The following is a 19,439-nucleotide window of genomic DNA, read 5'->3' as shown; positions in this document are numbered from 1 at the left end:
GCCCCCGCCCCCGTCCCCGGCCTCGGTTGAGCACACTTCAAAACAGCACGGTTCAAAACACCGGGCACGCACGCGTGGAGCACGAAAACGCCCACGCGCGCGTGCCCATGCTCATTTCCCCCCGCGGGCCACAGCCCGCACCCCAACCCCCACACCTCAACCCCCCTCGCCTCCCAAGCCCCCACACGGCAACCCCCCGCCTCCCCAAGCCCCCACGCCCCCTACGCCCCCGGAAACGGCTTCCCCCGCCCCTGCCGGGGCAGATCCAGCGCCGCCCCCGTCGCCGACCCGCAGAACTCCCGTACCGCGCTCGTGCGGGCCACCACACGCCCCCGGTGTACGACGATCCGGGTGTACGCCAGGGACAGCACACCGGCGAGCGTCTCGCCCCGGACGGCCAGCAGTTCGGCGGGGAAGCCGGCCTCCACGCGTACCTCGGGCAGGCCCAGGGCCGCCCGTGCCGCCCCGCTCACCGCGTCGTACGCGTCCTCGGCACGCACCCCGTCCCGCGAGGCCAGCAGATAGGCGGCCTCCAGCGGATCACCGCGCCCCACCGGGTTGGAGACGTCCCGCAGAGCCCCGCTGCCCGCCGCGACCCGCACCCCGGCCGACCGCAGCAGCCGTACGGGCGCGGTGCCCCCAGCGTCTACCGTGCCGCAGCCGCCCTGGGGCAGGGCGACGACGCCCACGCCGGCCGCCGCCAGCTGGTCCGCCGCGCGGGACGCGACCGGGGCGGGAAGGCGCGAGAGCCCCGCGCACGGGCCGAGGGTCACTCCGGGGCGCAGGCCGCCCGCCATGGCCGCGAGACGGGCGAGCCGGGCCGGGTCGTCGGCGTCGGTGTGCAGGTCGACCGGGCAACCGTGCTCGGAGGCGATGTCCAGCACCGCCTCGACGTACCCGGCCGGGTCGGGGTCCACATCGGGGCAGCCCCCCACCACGGAGGCGCCCATCTTCACCGCGTCCCGGAGCATCGCGAGCCCCTCCGCCCCCGCCACTCCGGTCAGCAGCCGGGGCATCGCCACCGCCGTCACCTCGACGAGCCCGCGCAGCGCCCGCCGCGCCCGCAGCACCGCCGCCAGCGCTCCGAGACCCTGGACATCCCCCACATGCACATGCGAGCGCAACGCCGTGGCGCCGTGCCCGAGTTGCAGCAACGCCGCTTCGGTGAAACGCCGCTGGACGTCCCGGCCGTCGTACAGGACCGGCCCGTCGATCTCGGCCGACAGGGCGGTGTCGCCGTGGGCGTGCGGTTCGGCGGGGGCGGGGAGGAGCAGATGGCCGGCGAGGTCCACGCGCGCGACGGGGGCACCGGGCGCGGCCGTACGTCCCGTCCCGAGGCTGCCCGCCGTGCCGACCGCCTCGATGCGGCCGGCGCCCAGCCGGACGTCCACGACCCGGCCGTCCATGAGCCGCGCACCGCACAGCAGCAGGGTGCCGGGTTCGTCCGGGCCCGAGGGCGGGTCGGACGACGAGGGGGACGGCTGCGGCTGGCTGTCGGGCATCGCGCTCCCAGGGGCTCGGCGACGGCTGCACATGACGGCGGAGGCGGACGGGGACGGTGGGCGGGGACGGCACGGCAAGTAAGGGACACAAGATCACGCAGAGTGAGACGAGCCTAGGCGGGCCGCACGGCCCCGGCGCGGAGGAGCGCAATAGTCGTACCGGCGTGGTTCACATGCCGGGCCGGCGTGGTTCCCGGTGCCGTACCCGTGTGATTCCTCGTGCCGTACCCGTGTGATTCCTGTGTCGGGCGCCGTCGCCGGAGCCGGGAAAGGGGAGCCGGGTGAGGCTCGCGGGGCGGGGGAACAGGGGCGGGCGGAGCCCCGGCCCACCTCCCGGAAGATCCCTGCGGAGCCCGGCGAAGCGGGGCCCGGAAACGGATTTGGGCGAACGGCCGTGGGGCGTGTAATGTCTTCATCGCTCGCCCCAATAGCTCAGTCGGCAGAGCGTCTCCATGGTAAGGAGAAGGTCTACGGTTCGATTCCGTATTGGGGCTCTGGTGTGAAAGGTTCCCGCCGTCAGGCGGGGCCCGATCGCATCACAGCGGTGTAGCTCAGTCGGTAGAGCAAGCGGCTCATAATCGCTGTGTCACCGGTTCAAGTCCGGTCACCGCTACTGACAGTAGCCGATTGTGGGGTCGGTCCTTCGATCGGCTACTCTTCTATGCGTTAAACCCGTCCCATCCGTTCGTCAAGGAGCACTCACGTGGCTGCCACCGACGTCCGCCCGAAGATCACGCTGGCCTGCGTGGAGTGCAAGGAGCGGAACTACATCACCAAGAAGAACCGGCGTAACAACCCGGACCGTCTTGAGATGAAGAAGCACTGCCCGCGTTGCAACGCGCACACCGCGCACCGCGAGACGCGATAAATCAGGCTCGTACGCGAGGCCGTTCCCGAGAGATCGGGGACGGCCTCGCGTCGTTGAGTGACCCGTACCGACCGGTACCGCCGACCGGTACGGGCCAAGCCCCGCGGCCGACCGCCGAGCCCCGGCCGACGGCCGCCGTTCCCGCTGAGCAATCAGGAGGTGCCGAGCCCATGGCGCTCGATCAGTCCTTCGTGGGGCGGTCCTACCCGCCCACCGACCCGTACGAGGTCGGCCGGGAGAAGATCCGCGAGTTCGCGGAGGCCGTGGGGGACGCCAACCCGGCGTACACCGACCCGGACGCGGCCAAGGCGCTCGGGTACCCCGATGTGATCGCCCCGCCGACCTTCGTGTTCTCGATCACGTTCAAGGCCGCGCGGCAGGTCGTCCAGGACCCCCAGCTGGGGCTCGACTACAGCCGTGTCGTGCACGGCGACCAGAAGTTCGCGTACCGGCGCCCCGTCCGGGCCGGTGACCGGCTCACCGTCACCTCGACCATCGAGGGCATCAAGTCCCTGGCGGGCAACGACATCCTGGACGTCCGCGGCGAGGTCCACGACGAGGCGGGCGAGCACGTCGTCACCGCCTGGACCAAGCTCGTGGCCCGCGCGGCCGAGGAGGCGTGAGGACCCGATGACCGCGAAGATCTCCTACGACGACGTCGAGGTCGGCACCGAACTGCCCGCCCAGACCTTCGGCGTGACCCGCGCCACCCTCGTCCAGTACGCGGGGGCCTCCGGCGACTTCAACCCGATCCACTGGAACGAGAAGTTCGCCAAGGAGGTCGGCCTCCCCGACGTCATCGCGCACGGCATGTTCACCATGGCCGAGGCGATCCGCGTCGTCACCGACTGGACCGGCGACCCCGGCGCGGTCGTCGAGTACGGCGTCCGCTTCACCAAGCCCGTCGTCGTCCCCAACGACGACCAGGGCGCGACCATCGAGGTCACCGCCAAGGTCGGCGCCAAGCTCGACGACAACACCGTCCGCGTCGACCTCACCGCGCTGAGCGCCGGCCAGAAGGTCCTGGGCATGTCCCGCGCGGTCGTACGCCTGGCCTGACCCGCACACGGGACGCAGAGTGAAGTAAGGGGCGCTCTCTATGGCGAGGCGCCCCTTACGCACGTGACGGGCACCGCACGGAGCCCTTGACCGAGTTAGTGATTGAGTACTAACTTTCTAACCATGGTCAGGATGAGCGCGGAGGAGAGGCGCGAGAGCGTCATCCGGGCGGCGACGAGCGAGTTCGCCCGCGGTGGCTATCACGGCACGTCGACCGAGTCCATCGCCCGACGAGTCGGGGTGTCGCAGCCGTACCTCTTCCGACTCTTCCCGGGCAAGAAGGCGATCTTCCTCGCGGCCGCGGAGCGGTGCGTGGAGGACACCATCCGTATGTTCGCGGAGGCCGCAGAGGGCCTGGAGGGCGAAGAGGCCCAGCACGCCATGGCCAACGCGTACACCAAGGTCATCGCCGACCACCCCGAACGCCTGCAGATGCAGATGCAGATGTACGTCGCCGTGGGAGCGGCGGAGCAGTCCGGTGATCACGAGTTCGGCGAGGCCGTGCGGGCCGGCTGGATGCGTCTGTGGGACGCGATCCATCTGCCCCTCGGCGCGGACGCCGGCCGGACCACCGACTTCCTGGCCCACGGCATGCTCATCAACTGCCTGGTGGCCATGGGCTTCCCACCCGCACACCGGGTCTGGGCGGGGCTGTACCCGTCGGCGCGGGACACCGGCCGACTGGAGAAGTAGCGGATCACGAGATGGACGGCATGGCCGCCCTCTCACGCCCACAAAAGTTATTGATCAATAACTAATCACCTGCTGGGGGAAGAGATGCCGAGGGAACTGAAGGAACTGAGGGAAACCGAGAAAGCCTCACCCACGCGCGCGGGTGCCGTCTGGGCGCTCGTAGTGACCAGCGTCGCCGGATTCATGGCGGCCCTGGACAACCTGGTCGTGACGACCGCGCTGCCCTCCATCCGGGAGGACCTCGGGGGAGAGCTGCACGACCTGGAGTGGACGGTCAGCGCGTACACGCTCACCTTCGCCGTGCTGCTGATGTTCGGCGCGGCCCTGGGGGACCGGTTCGGCCGACGGCGCCTCTTCCTCGTGGGCATCACGGTGTTCACGGCGGCCTCCGCCGCGGCCGCCGTGGCGCCCGGCATCGACTCGCTGATCGCCGCCCGGGCGGTCCAGGGGGTCGGAGCCGCGATCATGATGCCGCTGACGCTCACCCTGCTCACGGCCGCGGTGCCGCCCGCGAGGCGCGGGATGGCGTACGGGGTCTGGGGCGCCGTCAACGGCCTCGCCGTCGCCTCCGGGCCCCTCATCGGTGGCAGCCTCACCGAGCACATCTCCTGGCAGTGGATCTTCTGGCTGAACGTGCCGCTGGGCCTCGCCCTGCTCCCGCTCGCCCGCCTTCGCCTCCGGGAATCCCACGGCACCGGCGCCCCGCTCGACATCACCGGCACCCTGCTGGCCAGCGGCGGCCTCTTCGGCATCGTCTACGGCCTGGTCCGCGGCCCCGCCGACGGGTGGACGGCCGGCCCGGTGCTGCTCGGCCTCTTCGCGGGCACCGCACTGCTGACCGGCTTCGTGCTCCACGGCGCCCGGGCGGCGAACCCCATGCTCCCGATGAGGCTGTTCCGGTCCCGCGCCTTCGCCGGCATCAACGCGGCGAGCATGCTGATGTTCCTGGGGATGTTCGGCTCGATCTTCCTGCTCAGCCAGTACATGCAGGGCGTCCTCGGCTACTCGCCGACCGAGGCGGGGCTACGGATGCTGCCCTGGACCGGGATGCCGATGCTCGTCGCGCCGATCGCCGGGATCCTCTCCGACCGGATCGGCGGCCGCCCGGTCGTCGCGACCGGGCTGTTCCTCCAGGCCGCCGGGCTCGGCTACCTGGGCTACGTCGTCACCACGGACGTCTCCTACACCGCCCAACTGCCCGGCCTCATCATCAGCGGCATCGGCATGGCCCTCTTCTTCGCCCCCGCGTCCCACCTGGTGATGTCCAGCGTCCGCACGGCCGAGCAGGGCATTGCCTCCGGAGCGAACAACGCCCTCCGCGAGGTGGGCGGCGCCCTCGGCATCGCGGTGATGTCCTCGATCTTCGCGGCCCAGGGCGGCTACGAAACCCCGCAGACCTTCGTGACCGGCCTCCGCCCCGCGCTGGCAGTGGGCGCCGCGGTAGTAGCCCTCGCGGGAGCAGCAGCCCTGGCGATCCCCAGGCGCACCCCCACACCGCCCCCCACACGAGAGACCCCGACCCCGACCCCCCGAAAGATCCCGGCGTAGCCCCACCCAGGCCCCCGTCAGCACCACCACCGGCACGGCTGCGGGCCAGGAGCCGAGCCCCCCGGCGCCACACAGCACCGCTGCGCCCACCCGTGCCGCCCCAGCGGCACGACTGCCCGCAGCTAGGGGGTCGGGGTATGAGCGGATGGGCCCGACGCACGTCACCGACGAGTTGGCGCACGTCATCGGGGCGGCGCGAGCCCCTGCGGCGGGTCAGCCGCGCACGGACGATTCGGTGCGTGTCACCGGGGCGGCGGGGAAGCCCCTACGGCGGGTGGGGCGCGTGCGGACGTGAGGGGGTGTGTCTGCCCGCAGCGGTTGGCGCGTCAACTGGTTCCGCTTATCGGGCGACCGATTTCGCGCCGTTCCGAGGACGGACACCCCCCGGCGCACCCCCGACCCACCCACCCCCCGTAGGCGAACGCGAACCCCACCCCACCCGCACAGGCCGCCGCGGGCATCCCCCGGCCACGCCCCCACCCGCGCCCTCGTACTCTTGAGCGCGTGCAGGAACGACACGACGCCCCCCTCGCCCCGCTGACCACCTTCCGGCTGGGCGGTCCCGCGGACCGGCTCATCACCGCCACCACCGACGACGAGGTGATCGCCGCCGTCCGCGAAGCCGACGACGCCGGCACCCCCCTCCTCCTCATCGGCGGCGGCTCCAACCTGGTCATCGGCGACAAGGGCTTCGCCGGCACCGCCCTGGTCATCGCCACCAAGGGCGTCACCCTCGACGGCACGAAGCTGGAGCTCGCCGCAGGCGAAGTCTGGACCGACGCCGTCGCCCACACCGTCGACGCCGGACTCGCCGGCATCGAATGCCTCGCCGGAATCCCCGGCTCCGCCGGCGCCACCCCCATCCAGAACGTCGGCGCGTACGGCCAGGAGGTCGCCTCCACCATCACGGAGGTCGTCGCCTACGACCGCCGCACCCGCGAAACGGTCACCCTCCCGAACGCCGACTGCGCCTTCTCCTACCGGCACAGCCGCTTCAAGAACGACCCCGACCGCTACGTCGTCCTCCGCGTCCGCTTCGAACTGGAGGACGCCGACGGCCTCTCCGGCCCGATCAAGTACGCCGAGACAGCCCGCGCCCTCGGCGTGGAGCCCGGCGACCGCGTCCCCCTCACCGCCGCCCGCGAGACCGTGCTGAAGCTCCGCGCCGGGAAGGGCATGGTGCTCGACCCCGAGGATCACGACACCTGGTCCGCCGGTTCGTTCTTCACGAACCCGATCCTCACGAACGACGAGTTCGCCGCGTTCCACGCGCGCGTGCGCGCCCGCCTCGGCGACGACGTCACCCCGCCCGCCTACCCCGCGGGCGACGGCCACACCAAGACCTCCGCCGCCTGGCTCATCGACAAGGCCGGCTTCACCAAGGGCTACGGCACCGGCCCGGCCCGCATCTCCACGAAGCACACCCTGGCCCTCACCAACCGCGGCGCGGCCACCACCGAGGACCTCCTGACCCTGGCCCGCGAGGTCGTCACCGGCGTCCACAACGCCTTCGGTATCACCCTGGTCAACGAGCCGGTCACGATCGGCGTAAGCCTGTAGCGACACGAACCGGCGAACCGGCGAACCGGCGAACCGGCGCAGCGACCCAGCGGCGCAGCCCGGTCAGCCGACCAGCCAGCCGTCCACCCCCGCCAGGAGCCGCTCCTTCGTGTCGTCCGGCGCCGCAGACCCCCGGATCGACTGCCGGGCCAGCTCCGCCAGCTCCGCGTCGGTGAACCCGTGGTGCGTACGGGCGATCTCGTACTGCGCAGCCAGACGGGACCCGAACAGCAGCGGGTCGTCGGCCCCCAGAGCCATCGGCACACCGGCCTCGAAGAGCGTCCGCAGCGGCACGTCCTGCGGCTTCTCGTAGACACCGAGGGCGACGTTCGACGCGGGGCACACCTCGCAGGTGATGCCCCGGTCGGCGAGCCGCTTCAGCAGCCGCGGGTCCTCCGCCGCGCGCACCCCGTGCCCGATCCGGTCGGCGTCCAGGTCGTCCAGGCAGTCGCGGACGGACGACGGCCCGGTCAGCTCACCGCCGTGCGGCGCGGACAGCAGCCCCCCGTCGCGCGCGATGGCGAACGCCCGGTCGAAGTCCCGCGCCATGCCGCGCCGCTCGTCATTGGACAGCCCGAACCCGACGACGCCCCGCTCCGCGTACCGCACGGCGAGCCGGGCCAGTGTCCGTGCGTCCAGCGGGTGCTTCATCCGGTTCGCGGCGACGAGCACCCGCATCCCGAGCCCGGTCTCGCGCGCCGTCGTGTCCACGGCGTCCAGGATGATCTCCAGCGCGGGGATCAGCCCGCCCAGCCGAGGGGCGTACGACGTCGGGTCGACCTGGATCTCCAGCCAGCCGGAGCCGTCCTTGACGTCCTCCTCGGCGGCCTCCCGCACGAGCCGCTGGATGTCCTCCGGTTCCCGCAGGCACGAGCGCGCCGCGTCGTACAGCCGCTGGAAGCGGAACCAGCCGCGCTCGTCCGTGGCCCGCAGCCGCGGCGGCTCCCCGCTGGTCAGCGCGTCCGTCAGCGCGTCGGGCAGCCGTACCCCGTATTTGTCGGCCAGTTCCAGGACGGTTCCCGGGCGCATCGACCCGGTGAAGTGCAGGTGCAGATGGGCCTTCGGCAGTTCAGAGAGATCACGTACGCGCTCCATTGCAGGATCCTGCCGCACGCCCCCGCCATCCCGGTAGCGGAATCCCTGAACGTGGTCTTGCTCGCACAAACGCATGGGGGCGGGCACCCCTCCGGAATCCGGAAGATGCCCGCCCCCGAAGCGAGTCGGCGGAACGTCAGTCCGCGGCCTCGACCGTCAGCGGAACGTCAGTCCGTGGCCTCGACCGTCGGCGGAACGTCAGTCCGTAGCCTCGGCCAGCAGCTTCTGGATCCGCGACACGCCCTCGACGAGGTCCTCGTCACCGAGGGCGTACGACAGCCGCAGGTATCCCGGCGTGCCGAACGCCTCACCCGGGACGACCGCCACCTCGGCCTCCTCCAGGATCAGCGCGGCCAGTTCGACCGAGTTCTGCGGCCGCTTGCCCCGGATCTCCTTGCCGATCAGCGCCTTCACCGACGGGTAGGCGTAGAACGCGCCCTCGGGCTCCGGGCAGAGGACGCCCTCGATCTCGTTGAGCATCCGCACGATGGTCTTGCGGCGCCGGTCGAAGGCCTCACGCATCGTCGCCACGGCGTCCAGGTCGCCGGAGACGGCGGCGAGGGCGGCCGCCTGGGCGACGTTGGAGACGTTGGAGGTGGCGTGCGACTGGAGGTTGGTCGCGGCCTTCACCACGTCCTTCGGGCCGATGATCCACCCGACGCGCCAGCCGGTCATGGCGTACGTCTTGGCGACGCCGTTGACGACGATGCACTTGTCGCGCAGCTCGGGCAGGAGCGCGGGCAGCGAGGTGAACTTCGCGTCGCCGTAGACGAGGTGCTCGTAGATCTCGTCCGTCATCACCCACAGGCCGTGCTCGACGGCCCAGCGGCCGATCGCCTCGGCGTCCTCGGCGCTGTAGACCGCGCCGGTCGGGTTGGAGGGGGAGACGAAGAGGACGACCTTCGTCCGCTCGGTGCGCGCGGCCTCCAGCTGCTCGACGGAGACGCGGTAGCCGGTGGTCTCGTCGGCGACGACCTCGACCGGGACACCGCCGGCCAGGCGGATCGACTCCGGGTACGTCGTCCAGTACGGCGCCGGGACGATCACCTCGTCGCCCGGGTCGAGGATCGCGGCGAACGCCTCGTAGATGGCCTGCTTGCCGCCGTTGGTGACGAGGATCTGTGCCGGGTCGACCTCGTAGCCCGAGTCGCGCAGGGTCTTCGCGGCGATCGCGGCCTTCAGCTCGGGCAGACCACCGGCCGGCGTGTAGCGGTGGTACTTCGGGTTCTTGCAGGCCTCGACGGCCGCCTCGACGATGTAGTCGGGGGTCGGGAAGTCGGGCTCACCGGCGCCGAAGCCGATCACCGGACGTCCGGCGGCCTTGAGGGCCTTGGCCTTGGCGTCGACGGCGAGGGTCGCGGACTCGGAGATCGCGCCGATGCGGGCGGAGACCCGGCGCTCGGTCGGAGGGGTTGCAGCGCTCATGGGGCCCATCGTTCCAGACCGGAAACGAGCCCGGCACGCGGGTTTCACAGACTGAACGGCACAGGAACAACCGTCCGGATCGGGGCGAGGCCACGGTCGATCTTCGACGCACAACGCCCCACCGGACGCTTTCTGTTCGACGACGGGCCTCGGACCACGTACACTCTCACCTCGTTGGCCTTCACCGGCCGCAGCGCCAGGTGCACACCGAGCACTCGGTCGCATGCGGTACGTTGGTGGAGAACCACAAAGGGTCGTAGCTCAATTGGTAGAGCACTGGTCTCCAAAACCAGCGGTTGGGGGTTCAAGTCCCTCCGGCCCTGCTACACACTCCTCACGCCAGGATGTGTGCGCATGTACGTACAGCAATGTTCCGCCGTGCGGCTCAGACCGGGCGCGGCACGGCCACGGACCCGGACCGGAATCAGGTGAGGATGAATGACGGACGCCGTGGGCTCCATCGACACGCCTGATGCCCAGGACGAGGTGCCCGAGGACAAGAAGAAGACCCGTAAGGGCGGAAAGCGCGCCAAGAAGGGCCCGCTGAAGCGCCTGGCGCTCTTCTACCGCCAGATCGTCGCGGAGCTGCGGAAGGTCGTCTGGCCCACCCGCTCCCAGCTGACGACCTACACCACCGTGGTCATCGTCTTCGTCGTCATCATGATCGGTCTTGTGACTGTGATTGACTTCGGACTCGACAAGGCCGCCAAGTACGTCTTCGGCTGAGCCGACTGCGAAGGGCGCCGTACCAGGCGCCCCTTTCGCGTGTTCCACCCCTTGTATCCAGGAAGAAGCAGCCACAGTGTCTGACCCGAACCTGAACGACGCCATCGAGCCGGACCAGTCCGTGGATGATGAGCTCGACATCGTCGAGGGAGCGGACGAGGTCGACGAGTTCGAGGCTGCGGAAGCCGAGGCGGGGGAGCCGGCCGAGGAAGAGGCCGTGCACGTCGTGGACGACGAGGCCGACGCCGCCGAGGAAGAGGCCGCCGAGGAAGCCGCGGAAGAGGCCGCCGAGGAAGAGGCCGAGCCGGTCGACCCGGTCGAGGCCCTCCGCGAGGAACTGCGGACCCTGCCCGGCGAGTGGTACGTCATCCACACCTACGCCGGTTACGAGAACCGCGTGAAGACCAACCTGGAGCAGCGCGCCGTCTCGCTGAACGTCGAGGACTACATCTTCCAGGCCGAGGTGCCGCAGGAAGAGGTCGTCCAGATCAAGAACGGCGACCGCAAGACCATCCGTCAGAACAAGCTCCCCGGCTACGTGCTGGTGCGCATGGACCTGACGAACGAGTCCTGGGGCGTCGTCCGCAACACCCCCGGCGTCACCGGCTTCGTGGGCAACGCGTACGACCCGTACCCGCTGACCCTGGACGAGATCGTCAAGATGCTCGCGCCGGAGGCCGAGGAGAAGGCCGCCCGTGAGGCCGCCGAGGCCGAGGGCAAGCCCGCCCCGCAGCGCAAGGTCGAGGTCCAGGTGCTGGACTTCGAGGTCGGCGACTCGGTCACCGTCACCGACGGCCCGTTCGCCACGCTGCAGGCCACGATCAACGAGATCAACGCCGACTCCAAGAAGGTCAAGGGCCTGGTGGAGATCTTCGGCCGCGAGACCCCGGTCGAGCTGTCCTTCGACCAGATCCAGAAGAACTGACGAAGCTCGAAAGCAGCAGGTCAGGTCGGTCCTTGTGAGGACCCCCTGACCTGCTCGTTTTTGGCCGCGCATCTATACCCGTTATCGTTGTGCGGTATGCCTTCATCTGGCCGCGAACCGGATGAGGGCGCACTCGAATCGAAAGGACCCGGAGAGCTATGCCTCCCAAGAAGAAGAAGGTCACGGGGCTTATCAAGCTCCAGATCAACGCCGGTGCGGCGAACCCGGCCCCGCCGGTCGGCCCCGCGCTCGGTCAGCACGGCGTCAACATCATGGAGTTCTGCAAGGCCTACAACGCGGCGACCGAGTCGCAGCGTGGCTGGGTGATCCCGGTGGAGATCACGGTCTACGAGGACCGTTCCTTCACCTTCATCACCAAGACCCCGCCGGCCGCGAAGATGATCCTCAAGGCCGCTGGTGTCGAGAAGGGCTCCGGCGAGCCCCACAAGACCAAGGTCGCCAAGATCACCGAGGCGCAGGTCCGCGAGATCGCCCAGACCAAGCTGCCCGACCTGAACGCCAACGACCTGGACGCCGCGTCGAAGATCATCGCCGGCACCGCCCGTTCCATGGGCATCACGGTCGAGGGCTGATCTCAGCCTCGTAGCACCTTCGTAGAACCATGCGGGCGCCGTGAAGGCGGCCGCACGTGGCAGGGCCTGCTCGGCCCGTACCACGACTCCTTTCAGAACACACAGGAGCAGTTGTGAGCAAGCGCAGCAAGGCTCTCCGCGCTGCGGACGCCAAGGTCGACCGGGACAAGCTCTACGCCCCGCTCGAGGCCGTCCGTCTCGCCAAGGAGACCTCCACGACCAAGTTCGACGGCACCGTCGAGGTCGCCTTCCGTCTGGGCGTCGACCCTCGTAAGGCCGACCAGATGGTCCGTGGCACCGTGAACCTCCCGCACGGCACCGGTAAGACCGCCCGGGTCCTGGTCTTCGCGACCGGTGACCGTGCCGAGGCCGCTCGTGCCGCGGGCGCCGACATCGTCGGCGCCGACGAGCTCATCGACGAGGTGTCGAAGGGCCGTCTGGACTTCGACGCCGTCGTCGCCACCCCGGACCTCATGGGCAAGGTCGGCCGCCTCGGCCGTGTGCTCGGTCCCCGTGGTCTCATGCCGAACCCCAAGACCGGCACCGTGACCCCGGACGTCGCGAAGGCTGTCACCGAGATCAAGGGTGGCAAGATCGAGTTCCGCGTCGACAAGCACTCGAACCTGCACTTCATCATCGGCAAGACGTCCTTCGAGGACGAGAAGCTGGTGGAGAACTACGCGGCGGCCCTCGAAGAGATCACGCGTCTCAAGCCGTCCGCCGCCAAGGGCCGCTACATCAAGAAGGCCGCCATCAGCACCACGATCGGCCCCGGCATCCCGATCGACCCGAACCGCACCCGCAACCTCCTCGTCGAGGAGGACCCGGCCGCCGTCTGAGCCCACCGCTCACCAGGCAGCCGCGTCGCGCACGCGTAGCGAGGACGAGCCCCGCACCTTCCGAGGTGCGGGGCTCGTCCCTTTGCGGGGCGTACGGGCCTCCGCGTGCCACGCCGACCGCCCGAAACCCCAGGACAGCCGGGATCCGGCCGCGCTAGTGTCCCCTCGGCCCCAACACGTGGGGCGCGAGGTAACAGGGGGACACATGAGGTTGCGCACGGCCGGTTCCGGACGGCGGCGCAGAGCCGCCGCAGCAGCGGTCGTCGCCGCCGCGCTGCTCGGCGGCACCAGCGGCTGCGGCACGGAGTCGGACACGGCGGACGCGGCGAAGCTGACGCCCGCTCAGGCGGTCTCCCGGGCGGCGGAGACGACGACGGGCCTCACCTCGCTGCGGTACCGGGTGACCGGCACGGTGCCCGAACACGGCCGGATACGGGCCGAGGCGTCCATGGGCGTCGATCCGACTGTCATGCGCATGAAGATCACGGGTCTCGGTGACGCGGCGGACAAGCCGGTGGAGATCCGCTTCGTCGACGGCGCCCTGTACACCCAGGCGGACACGAAGGTCCTCGGCGACACCAGCGGCAGGCACTGGGCCAAGGCCGCGCCGGCGGTGTGGGGCTCCGGCCCCGCGGACAACCGCTCGTACGGCGTGCTGCCCCGCCAGCTGGAGGGCAGCCCTCTCGTGCAGTCGACGATCCTCGCGGGCGCCCGGAAGGTGCGGAAGGCCGGTACCGAGACCGTCGACGGCACCCGGACCACCCACTACGCCGGCGAGGTCACCAGCAAGGGCCTGAGGAAGGCCCAGACCGCCGCCAGGGACAGGAAGACCAGGGAACTCCGGATGAACGGCCTCGACCAGTTCCTGGGCCTGAGCCTGCGGTCCGGGAGCGAGCTGGCCATGGACCTGTGGGTCGACGGGGACGGCCGGGCCAAGCGCTTCCGGCTGCGGGGCGACACCAGGGGGCTGGACGCCAAGGGGCGCGACGTCGACACCGGACCGCTCGACCTGACGTTCACCTTCCTGGAGGCCGACGCGTCGGTGGGCGTCGAGCCCCCTGCGGCCGACGACACGGTGGACATCGGCGAACTGGTGGACCGGGCCCGCGAGGGCTGACCGGCGGCCCCGGGAGCGGATTTGCTTGACGGCGACACGGTCCCGTACTCTTCCGGAGAAGCCAAAGACCGCTGGTCGTTGCCGTGTGCTCGTTGAGAGGGCTCGGTGGCCGAAGGATCCGCTGAATGCGGACGACCCGCGCAGGTGACTGTGGAAGTTGCTCCCGGATCTGCTCCGCCTCCAGCGGAATTCATTCGGTTGAGCTACGCCCCGTGCGCCTGCGCCGGGGCGTTTCGTTTTGACGCAGCCCCTTCCGAGCGGTCCTCATCACCCGGAAGGAGGCCGACGCTCTATGGCAAGGCCCGACAAGGCTGCCGCGGTGGCCGAGCTCACGGAGCAGTTCCGTAGCTCGAACGCCGCCGTGCTGACCGAGTACCGGGGTCTCACCGTGGCGCAGCTCAAGACGCTGCGTCGTTCGCTCGGTGAGAACGCCCAGTACGCCGTGGTGAAGAACACGCTGACCAAGATTGCGGCCAACGAGGCCGGGATCACGACGCTCGACGACCTGTTCAACGGTCCGACGGCGGTCGCCTTCGTCACCGGTGACCCGGTGGAGTCGGCGAAGGGTCTTCGTGACTTCGCCAAGGACAACCCGAACCTCGTCATCAAGGGCGGTGTCCTTGACGGCAAGGCGCTGTCCGCCGACGAGATCAAGAAGCTCGCGGACCTCGAGTCCCGCGAGGTTCTGCTCGCCAAGCTGGCGGGCGCCCTGAAGGGCAAGCAGACGCAGGCTGCTCAGGTCTTCCAGGCGCTCCCGTCGAAGCTCGTCCGCACCGTGGACGCGCTTCGCGCCAAGCAGGACGAGCAGGGCGGTGCCGAGTAACTCGGCTCGCATCATGATCGCCGCTTGAGGCATCCCGCCTGAGGCAGCGGTCGTAGCGGGCCGAACGTACGCCCGCCAGACATGTACATCCGGCACCAGCCGAATTAGTGGAAGGAAAGCCATCGTGGCTCTCACCCAGGACGAACTGCTCGCCGAGTTCGAGGGCATGACCCTCATCCAGCTCTCCGAGTTCGTGAAGGCGTTCGAGGAGAAGTTCGACGTCACCGCCGCCGCCGCGGTCGCCGTTGCCGGCCCCGCCGTCCCCGGCGCCCCGGTCGAGGCCGCTGAGGAGAAGGACGAGTTCGACGTCATCCTCACCGGCGCCGGCGAGAAGAAGATCCAGGTCATCAAGGTTGTGCGTGAGCTCACCTCCCTCGGCCTGAAGGAGGCCAAGGACCTGGTCGACGGTGCGCCGAAGCCGGTTCTGGAGAAGGTCAACAAGGAGGCCGCCGAGAAGGCTGCCGAGTCCCTCAAGGGCGCCGGCGCCTCCGTCGAGGTCAAGTAAGGCCTCGCTGGTCCGCCAGCTTCCCGGGCCCGCGAGGGCCCGTGCGACACAGATCTGAGATGAGTGGCAAAAACTCGTTCGAATCTGTAACGCGAGCATACTGAAGGGCGATCACCCAACTGGGTGGTCGCCCTTCGGCGTTACGGGACGTCGAGTGACGGCTGCCTTGCACTGTCGGTGGCGACGAGTATGGTGATCTTCGTCGTGCCTCCGAGCGCCCTGGGTGACGGGCCGCGAGTGACGATCGCGGCAGGCGGATCGGGCATGAGGGGCCTTGACGAACCGCACGCAGCGCGCAATTCTCAGGACGCGTCGTCACACCGATCCGAACTCCGAGGCATGGATCGACGACGAAGAGGGCAGTATCAACGTGCATTGAGGGCGTGGGCTTGCGCAGGTGTCGAGAACGACGAGGGTCTCGAAAAACCCGCACTGGACATCAGTGTGCCAAGTGGCTACACTGACCCTTTGCGCTGCCTGTTAGCTGTCCCCTGCCCGTCACCAGGGGCATGCCCTCACTTGAGCATCGACGAAGAGACCATCCTGACCTGGCCTTATCTGTCAGTCCAGGAACAGCCTGTTCGCTTTGCGCAGGAGAGGGGCCGGTACGCGCGTAGTGAGTCCGAGCCCTCGGAAGGACCCCCTCTTGGCCGCCTCGCGCAACGCCTCGACCGCGAATACGAACAACGGCGCCAGCACCGCCCCGCTGCGCATCTCCTTTGCAAAGATCAAGGAGCCTCTCGAGGTTCCCAACCTGCTCGCGCTGCAGACCGAGAGCTTCGACTGGCTGCTCGGCAACACCGCTTGGCAGAGTCGGGTCGAGGAGGCTCTGGAGAACGGACAGGACGTCCCCACCAAGTCCGGTCTGGAGGAGATCTTCGAGGAGATCTCCCCGATCGAGGACTTCTCCGGGTCGATGTCGCTGACCTTCCGCGACCACCGCTTCGAGCCGCCGAAGAACAGCATCGACGAGTGCAAGGAGCGCGACTTCACGTACGCGGCCCCGCTCTTCGTCACGGCCGAGTTCACCAACAACGAGACCGGTGAGATCAAGTCCCAGACGGTCTTCATGGGCGACTTCCCGCTCATGACGAACAAGGGCACCTTCGTCATCAACGGCACCGAGCGTGTCGTGGTGTCGCAGCTCGTCCGTTCGCCCGGTGTCTACTTCGACTCCTCCATCGACAAGACGTCCGACAAGGACATCTTCTCCGCCAAGATCATCCCGTCCCGGGGTGCCTGGCTGGAGATGGAGATCGACAAGCGCGACATGGTCGGTGTGCGTATCGACCGCAAGCGCAAGCAGTCCGTGACCGTCCTCCTCAAGGCCCTCGGTTGGACCACCGAGCAGATCCTGGAGGAGTTCGGCGAGTACGAGTCCATGCGCGCCACCCTGGAGAAGGACCACACCCAGGGCCAGGACGACGCGCTGCTCGACATCTACCGCAAGCTGCGTCCGGGCGAGCCCCCCACGCGTGAGGCCGCGCAGACGCTGCTGGAGAACCTGTACTTCAACCCCAAGCGCTACGACCTCGCGAAGGTCGGCCGCTACAAGGTCAACAAGAAGCTGGGTGCGGACGCCCCGCTCGACGCGGGCATCCTGACCGTCGAGGACATCATCTCGACGATCAAGTACCTGGTGAAGCTGCACGCGGGCGAGACCGAGACGGTCGGCGACAGCGGTGGCTCGATCGTCGTCGAGACCGACGACATCGACCACTTCGGCAACCGTCGTCTGCGCAGCGTCGGCGAGCTCATCCAGAACCAGGTCCGTACGGGTCTGGCGCGTATGGAGCGTGTCGTCCGCGAGCGCATGACCACCCAGGACGTCGAGGCGATCACGCCGCAGACCCTGATCAACATCCGGCCGGTCGTCGCCTCCATCAAGGAGTTCTTCGGCACCAGCCAGCTCTCGCAGTTCATGGACCAGAACAACCCGCTGTCGGGGCTGACGCACAAGCGTCGTCTCTCGGCGCTGGGTCCCGGTGGTCTGTCGCGTGAGCGGGCCGGCTTCGAGGTCCGTGACGTGCACCCGTCGCACTACGGCCGTATGTGCCCGATCGAGACGCCCGAAGGCCCGAACATCGGTCTGATCGGTTCGCTCGCCTCCTACGGCCGCGTCAACGCGTTCGGTTTCGTGGAGACGCCGTACCGCAAGGTCGTCGACGGCCAGGTCACCGACGAGGTCGACTACCTCACGGCCGACGAAGAGGACCGGTTCGTCATCGCGCAGGCCAACGCCACGCTGACGGACGACCTCCGCTTCGCCGAGAACCGCGTGCTCGTCCGCCGTCGTGGCGGCGAGGTCGACTACGTCCCCGGTGACGACGTGGACTACATGGACGTCTCGCCGCGCCAGATGGTGTCGGTCGCGACCGCCATGATCCCGTTCCTCGAGCACGACGACGCCAACCGTGCCCTCATGGGCGCGAACATGATGCGTCAGGCCGTGCCGCTGATTAAGTCCGAGGCCCCGCTCGTCGGCACCGGCATGGAGTACCGCTCCGCCGTCGACGCCGGCGACGTCGTCAAGGCCGAGAAGGCCGGTGTGGTCCAGGAGGTCTCCGCGGACTACATCACCACCGCCAACGACGACGGCACGTACATCACGTACCGCCTGGCCAAGTTCGCCCGCTCCAACCAGGGCACCTCGGTCAACCAGAAGGTCATCGTCCACGAGGGCGACCGCATCATCGAGGGCCAGGTCCTCGCCGACGGTCCCGCCACCGAGAACGGTGAGATGGCGCTCGGCAAGAACCTGCTCGTGGCGTTCATGCCGTGGGAGGGTCACAACTACGAGGACGCGATCATCCTGTCGCAGCGCCTCGTGCAGGACGACGTCCTCTCCTCGATCCACATCGAGGAGCACGAGGTCGACGCCCGTGACACCAAGCTCGGCCCCGAGGAGATCACCCGGGACATCCCGAACGTCTCCGAGGAGGTCCTCGCCGACCTCGACGAGCGCGGCATCATCCGGATCGGTGCCGAGGTCATCGCCGGTGACATCCTCGTCGGCAAGGTCACCCCGAAGGGTGAGACCGAGCTGACGCCCGAGGAGCGCCTGCTCCGCGCGATCTTCGGTGAGAAGGCCCGTGAGGTCCGTGACACCTCGCTGAAGGTGCCGCACGGCGAGACCGGCAAGGTCATCGGCGTCCGCGTCTTCGACCGCGAGGAGGGCGACGAGCTTCCCCCCGGTGTCAACCAGCTGGTGCGCGTCTACGTCGCGCAGAAGCGCAAGATCACCGACGGTGACAAGCTCGCCGGCCGTCACGGCAACAAGGGTGTCATCTCCAAGATCCTGCCCATTGAGGACATGCCGTTCCTCGAGGACGGGACCCCGGTCGACATCATCCTCAACCCGCTCGGTGTGCCGTCCCGAATGAACCCGGGACAGGTCCTGGAGATCCACCTCGGCTGGCTCGCCAGCCGCGGCTGGGACGTCTCCGGTCTCGCCGACGAGTGGGCGCAGCGTCTGCAGGTCATCGGCGCCGACAGTGTCGCCCCCGGCACCAACGTCGCCACCCCGGTCTTCGACGGTGCCCGTGAGGACGAGCTGGCGGGTCTGCTCCAGCACACCATCCCGAACCGCGACGGCGAGCGCATGGTGCTCCCGTCCGGCAAGGCGCGGCTGTTCGACGGCCGTAGCGGTGAGCCGTTCCCGGACCCGATCTCGGTCGGCTACATGTACATCCTCAAGCTGCACCACCTGGTCGACGACAAGCTGCACGCCCGCTCGACCGGCCCGTACTCCATGATCACCCAGCAGCCGCTGGGTGGTAAGGCCCAGTTCGGTGGCCAGCGCTTCGGTGAGATGGAGGTGTGGGCGCTGGAGGCTTACGGCGCCGCGTACGCCCTCCAGGAGCTGCTGACCATCAAGTCCGACGACGTCACCGGCCGCGTGAAGGTCTACGAGGCCATCGTCAAGGGCGAGAACATCCCCGAGCCCGGCATCCCCGAGTCCTTCAAGGTGCTCATCAAGGAGATGCAGTCTCTCTGCCTGAACGTGGAGGTGCTGTCCAGCGACGGTATGTCCATCGAGATGCGTGACACCGACGAGGACGTCTTCCGCGCTGCGGAGGAGCTCGGCATCGACCTGTCCCGGCGCGAGCCGAGCAGCGTCGAAGAGGTCTGACGGGAGTTCGGCCGGGCTCGTGAAGAGCC

General features: G+C 69.2%; 17 protein-coding genes and 3 tRNA genes. 17 read left to right on the top strand and 3 right to left on the bottom strand.

Annotated elements, in window-relative coordinates:
* Positions 1-221: 221 nt before the first annotated feature.
* Positions 222-1,502, bottom strand: coding sequence for an amidohydrolase family protein (locus M8J73_RS24185; protein ID WP_055537486.1), 1,281 nt, complete (start codon positions 1,500-1,502; stop codon positions 222-224).
* Positions 1,503-1,923: 421 nt separating this feature from the next.
* Between M8J73_RS24185 and M8J73_RS24180 the strand changes: the two genes are divergently transcribed.
* The 8 genes from M8J73_RS24180 to M8J73_RS24145 all read left to right on the top strand — a co-directional run bounded on the left by M8J73_RS24180 (position 1,924) and on the right by M8J73_RS24145 (position 7,230).
* A tRNA-Thr gene (locus M8J73_RS24180) sits at positions 1,924-1,996 on the top strand.
* Between the two features lie 46 nt (positions 1,997-2,042).
* A tRNA-Met gene (locus tag M8J73_RS24175) sits at positions 2,043-2,115 on the top strand.
* Positions 2,116-2,205: 90 nt separating this feature from the next.
* A complete protein-coding gene (gene rpmG / locus M8J73_RS24170) occupies positions 2,206-2,370 on the top strand; it encodes a 50S ribosomal protein L33 (protein WP_003948671.1) in 165 nt (54 codons plus the stop codon).
* A gap of 170 nt (positions 2,371-2,540) precedes the next feature.
* Entirely contained in the window at positions 2,541-2,993 is a 453-nt protein-coding gene (locus M8J73_RS24165; protein ID WP_055542592.1) for a MaoC family dehydratase N-terminal domain-containing protein, read from the top strand.
* 7 nt (positions 2,994-3,000) lie between these two features.
* Positions 3,001-3,429, top strand: a complete 429-nt coding sequence (locus tag M8J73_RS24160) for a MaoC family dehydratase (protein ID WP_055542593.1) — start codon at positions 3,001-3,003, stop codon at positions 3,427-3,429.
* Between the two features lie 123 nt (positions 3,430-3,552).
* Positions 3,553-4,122 carry a TetR/AcrR family transcriptional regulator gene (locus M8J73_RS24155; RefSeq protein ID WP_206188044.1) on the top strand — a complete coding sequence of 190 codons (570 nt, stop codon included), beginning with the start codon at positions 3,553-3,555 and terminating at the stop codon, positions 4,120-4,122.
* Positions 4,123-4,206: 84 nt separating this feature from the next.
* Entirely contained in the window at positions 4,207-5,670 is a 1,464-nt protein-coding gene (locus M8J73_RS24150; protein WP_274757566.1) for an MFS transporter, read from the top strand.
* Positions 5,671-6,174: 504 nt separating this feature from the next.
* On the top strand, positions 6,175-7,230 hold the full coding sequence (locus M8J73_RS24145) for a UDP-N-acetylmuramate dehydrogenase (protein ID WP_063799241.1): 1,056 nt from the start codon (positions 6,175-6,177) through the stop codon (positions 7,228-7,230).
* 63 nt (positions 7,231-7,293) lie between these two features.
* Here the strand turns inward: M8J73_RS24145 and M8J73_RS24140 are convergent, their stop codons facing one another.
* Positions 7,294-8,325, bottom strand: coding sequence for an adenosine deaminase (locus tag M8J73_RS24140; protein WP_055540101.1), 1,032 nt, complete (start codon positions 8,323-8,325; stop codon positions 7,294-7,296).
* 198 nt (positions 8,326-8,523) lie between these two features.
* Positions 8,524-9,750, bottom strand: a complete 1,227-nt coding sequence (locus tag M8J73_RS24135; RefSeq protein WP_055515288.1) for a pyridoxal phosphate-dependent aminotransferase — start codon at positions 9,748-9,750, stop codon at positions 8,524-8,526.
* 250 nt (positions 9,751-10,000) lie between these two features.
* Here M8J73_RS24135 and M8J73_RS24130 point away from each other — a divergent pair.
* The 9 genes from M8J73_RS24130 to rpoB all read left to right on the top strand — a co-directional run bounded on the left by M8J73_RS24130 (position 10,001) and on the right by rpoB (position 19,410).
* Positions 10,001-10,073, top strand: a tRNA-Trp gene (locus tag M8J73_RS24130).
* Positions 10,074-10,188: 115 nt separating this feature from the next.
* Complete coding sequence (secE, locus tag M8J73_RS24125; RefSeq protein WP_033528314.1) at positions 10,189-10,476, top strand: preprotein translocase subunit SecE; 288 nt, start codon at positions 10,189-10,191, stop codon at positions 10,474-10,476.
* A 76-nt stretch (positions 10,477-10,552) separates the two neighbouring features.
* Complete coding sequence (gene nusG, locus M8J73_RS24120) at positions 10,553-11,401, top strand: transcription termination/antitermination protein NusG (protein ID WP_055540100.1); 849 nt, start codon at positions 10,553-10,555, stop codon at positions 11,399-11,401.
* Between the two features lie 158 nt (positions 11,402-11,559).
* A complete protein-coding gene (gene rplK / locus M8J73_RS24115; protein ID WP_055515278.1) occupies positions 11,560-11,994 on the top strand; it encodes a 50S ribosomal protein L11 in 435 nt (144 codons plus the stop codon).
* A 113-nt stretch (positions 11,995-12,107) separates the two neighbouring features.
* The gene (gene rplA, locus M8J73_RS24110) at positions 12,108-12,833 is read left to right on the top strand and encodes a 50S ribosomal protein L1 (RefSeq protein WP_055540099.1); all 726 of its coding nucleotides are present in this window, start codon (positions 12,108-12,110) and stop codon (positions 12,831-12,833) included.
* A 205-nt stretch (positions 12,834-13,038) separates the two neighbouring features.
* Positions 13,039-13,950 (top strand): SCO4651 family lipoprotein, encoded by a 912-nt coding sequence (locus M8J73_RS24105; protein WP_240501450.1) that lies wholly within the window; start codon positions 13,039-13,041, stop codon positions 13,948-13,950.
* A 292-nt stretch (positions 13,951-14,242) separates the two neighbouring features.
* Positions 14,243-14,773 (top strand): 50S ribosomal protein L10, encoded by a 531-nt coding sequence (gene rplJ / locus M8J73_RS24100; RefSeq protein WP_009330729.1) that lies wholly within the window; start codon positions 14,243-14,245, stop codon positions 14,771-14,773.
* A gap of 121 nt (positions 14,774-14,894) precedes the next feature.
* Positions 14,895-15,278: a 50S ribosomal protein L7/L12 gene (gene rplL / locus M8J73_RS24095; protein ID WP_107424020.1), complete on the top strand. Its 384-nt coding sequence runs from the start codon at positions 14,895-14,897 to the stop codon at positions 15,276-15,278.
* 646 nt (positions 15,279-15,924) lie between these two features.
* A complete protein-coding gene (gene rpoB / locus M8J73_RS24090; RefSeq protein WP_055540098.1) occupies positions 15,925-19,410 on the top strand; it encodes a DNA-directed RNA polymerase subunit beta in 3,486 nt (1,161 codons plus the stop codon).
* The last annotated feature ends 29 nt before the right edge of the window (positions 19,411-19,439 follow it).

This window comes from Streptomyces neyagawaensis, assembly GCF_023516595.1.
GTDB classification, from domain to species: domain Bacteria; phylum Actinomycetota; class Actinomycetes; order Streptomycetales; family Streptomycetaceae; genus Streptomyces; species Streptomyces neyagawaensis.
Note: the sequence above shows the minus strand (reverse complement) of the source record. Positions and strands in the feature narration are given on the sequence as shown.

Bases quoted from the DNA above. Each gene is read 5' to 3' on its own strand.
- M8J73_RS24185 (WP_055537486.1), bottom strand. From the start codon at position 1,502: ATGCCCGACAGCCAGCCGCAGCCGTCCCCCTCGTCGTCCGACCCGCCC.
- M8J73_RS24165 (WP_055542592.1), top strand. From the start codon at position 2,541: ATGGCGCTCGATCAGTCCTTCGTGGGGCGGTCCTACCCGCCCACCGAC.
- M8J73_RS24160 (WP_055542593.1), top strand. From the start codon at position 3,001: ATGACCGCGAAGATCTCCTACGACGACGTCGAGGTCGGCACCGAACTG.
- M8J73_RS24155 (WP_206188044.1), top strand. From the start codon at position 3,553: ATGGTCAGGATGAGCGCGGAGGAGAGGCGCGAGAGCGTCATCCGGGCG.
- M8J73_RS24150 (WP_274757566.1), top strand. From the start codon at position 4,207: ATGCCGAGGGAACTGAAGGAACTGAGGGAAACCGAGAAAGCCTCACCC.
- M8J73_RS24140 (WP_055540101.1), bottom strand. From the start codon at position 8,325: ATGGAGCGCGTACGTGATCTCTCTGAACTGCCGAAGGCCCATCTGCAC.
- M8J73_RS24135 (WP_055515288.1), bottom strand. From the start codon at position 9,750: ATGAGCGCTGCAACCCCTCCGACCGAGCGCCGGGTCTCCGCCCGCATC.
- secE (WP_033528314.1), top strand. From the start codon at position 10,189: ATGACGGACGCCGTGGGCTCCATCGACACGCCTGATGCCCAGGACGAG.
- rplK (WP_055515278.1), top strand. From the start codon at position 11,560: ATGCCTCCCAAGAAGAAGAAGGTCACGGGGCTTATCAAGCTCCAGATC.
- M8J73_RS24105 (WP_240501450.1), top strand. From the start codon at position 13,039: ATGAGGTTGCGCACGGCCGGTTCCGGACGGCGGCGCAGAGCCGCCGCA.
- rplJ (WP_009330729.1), top strand. From the start codon at position 14,243: ATGGCAAGGCCCGACAAGGCTGCCGCGGTGGCCGAGCTCACGGAGCAG.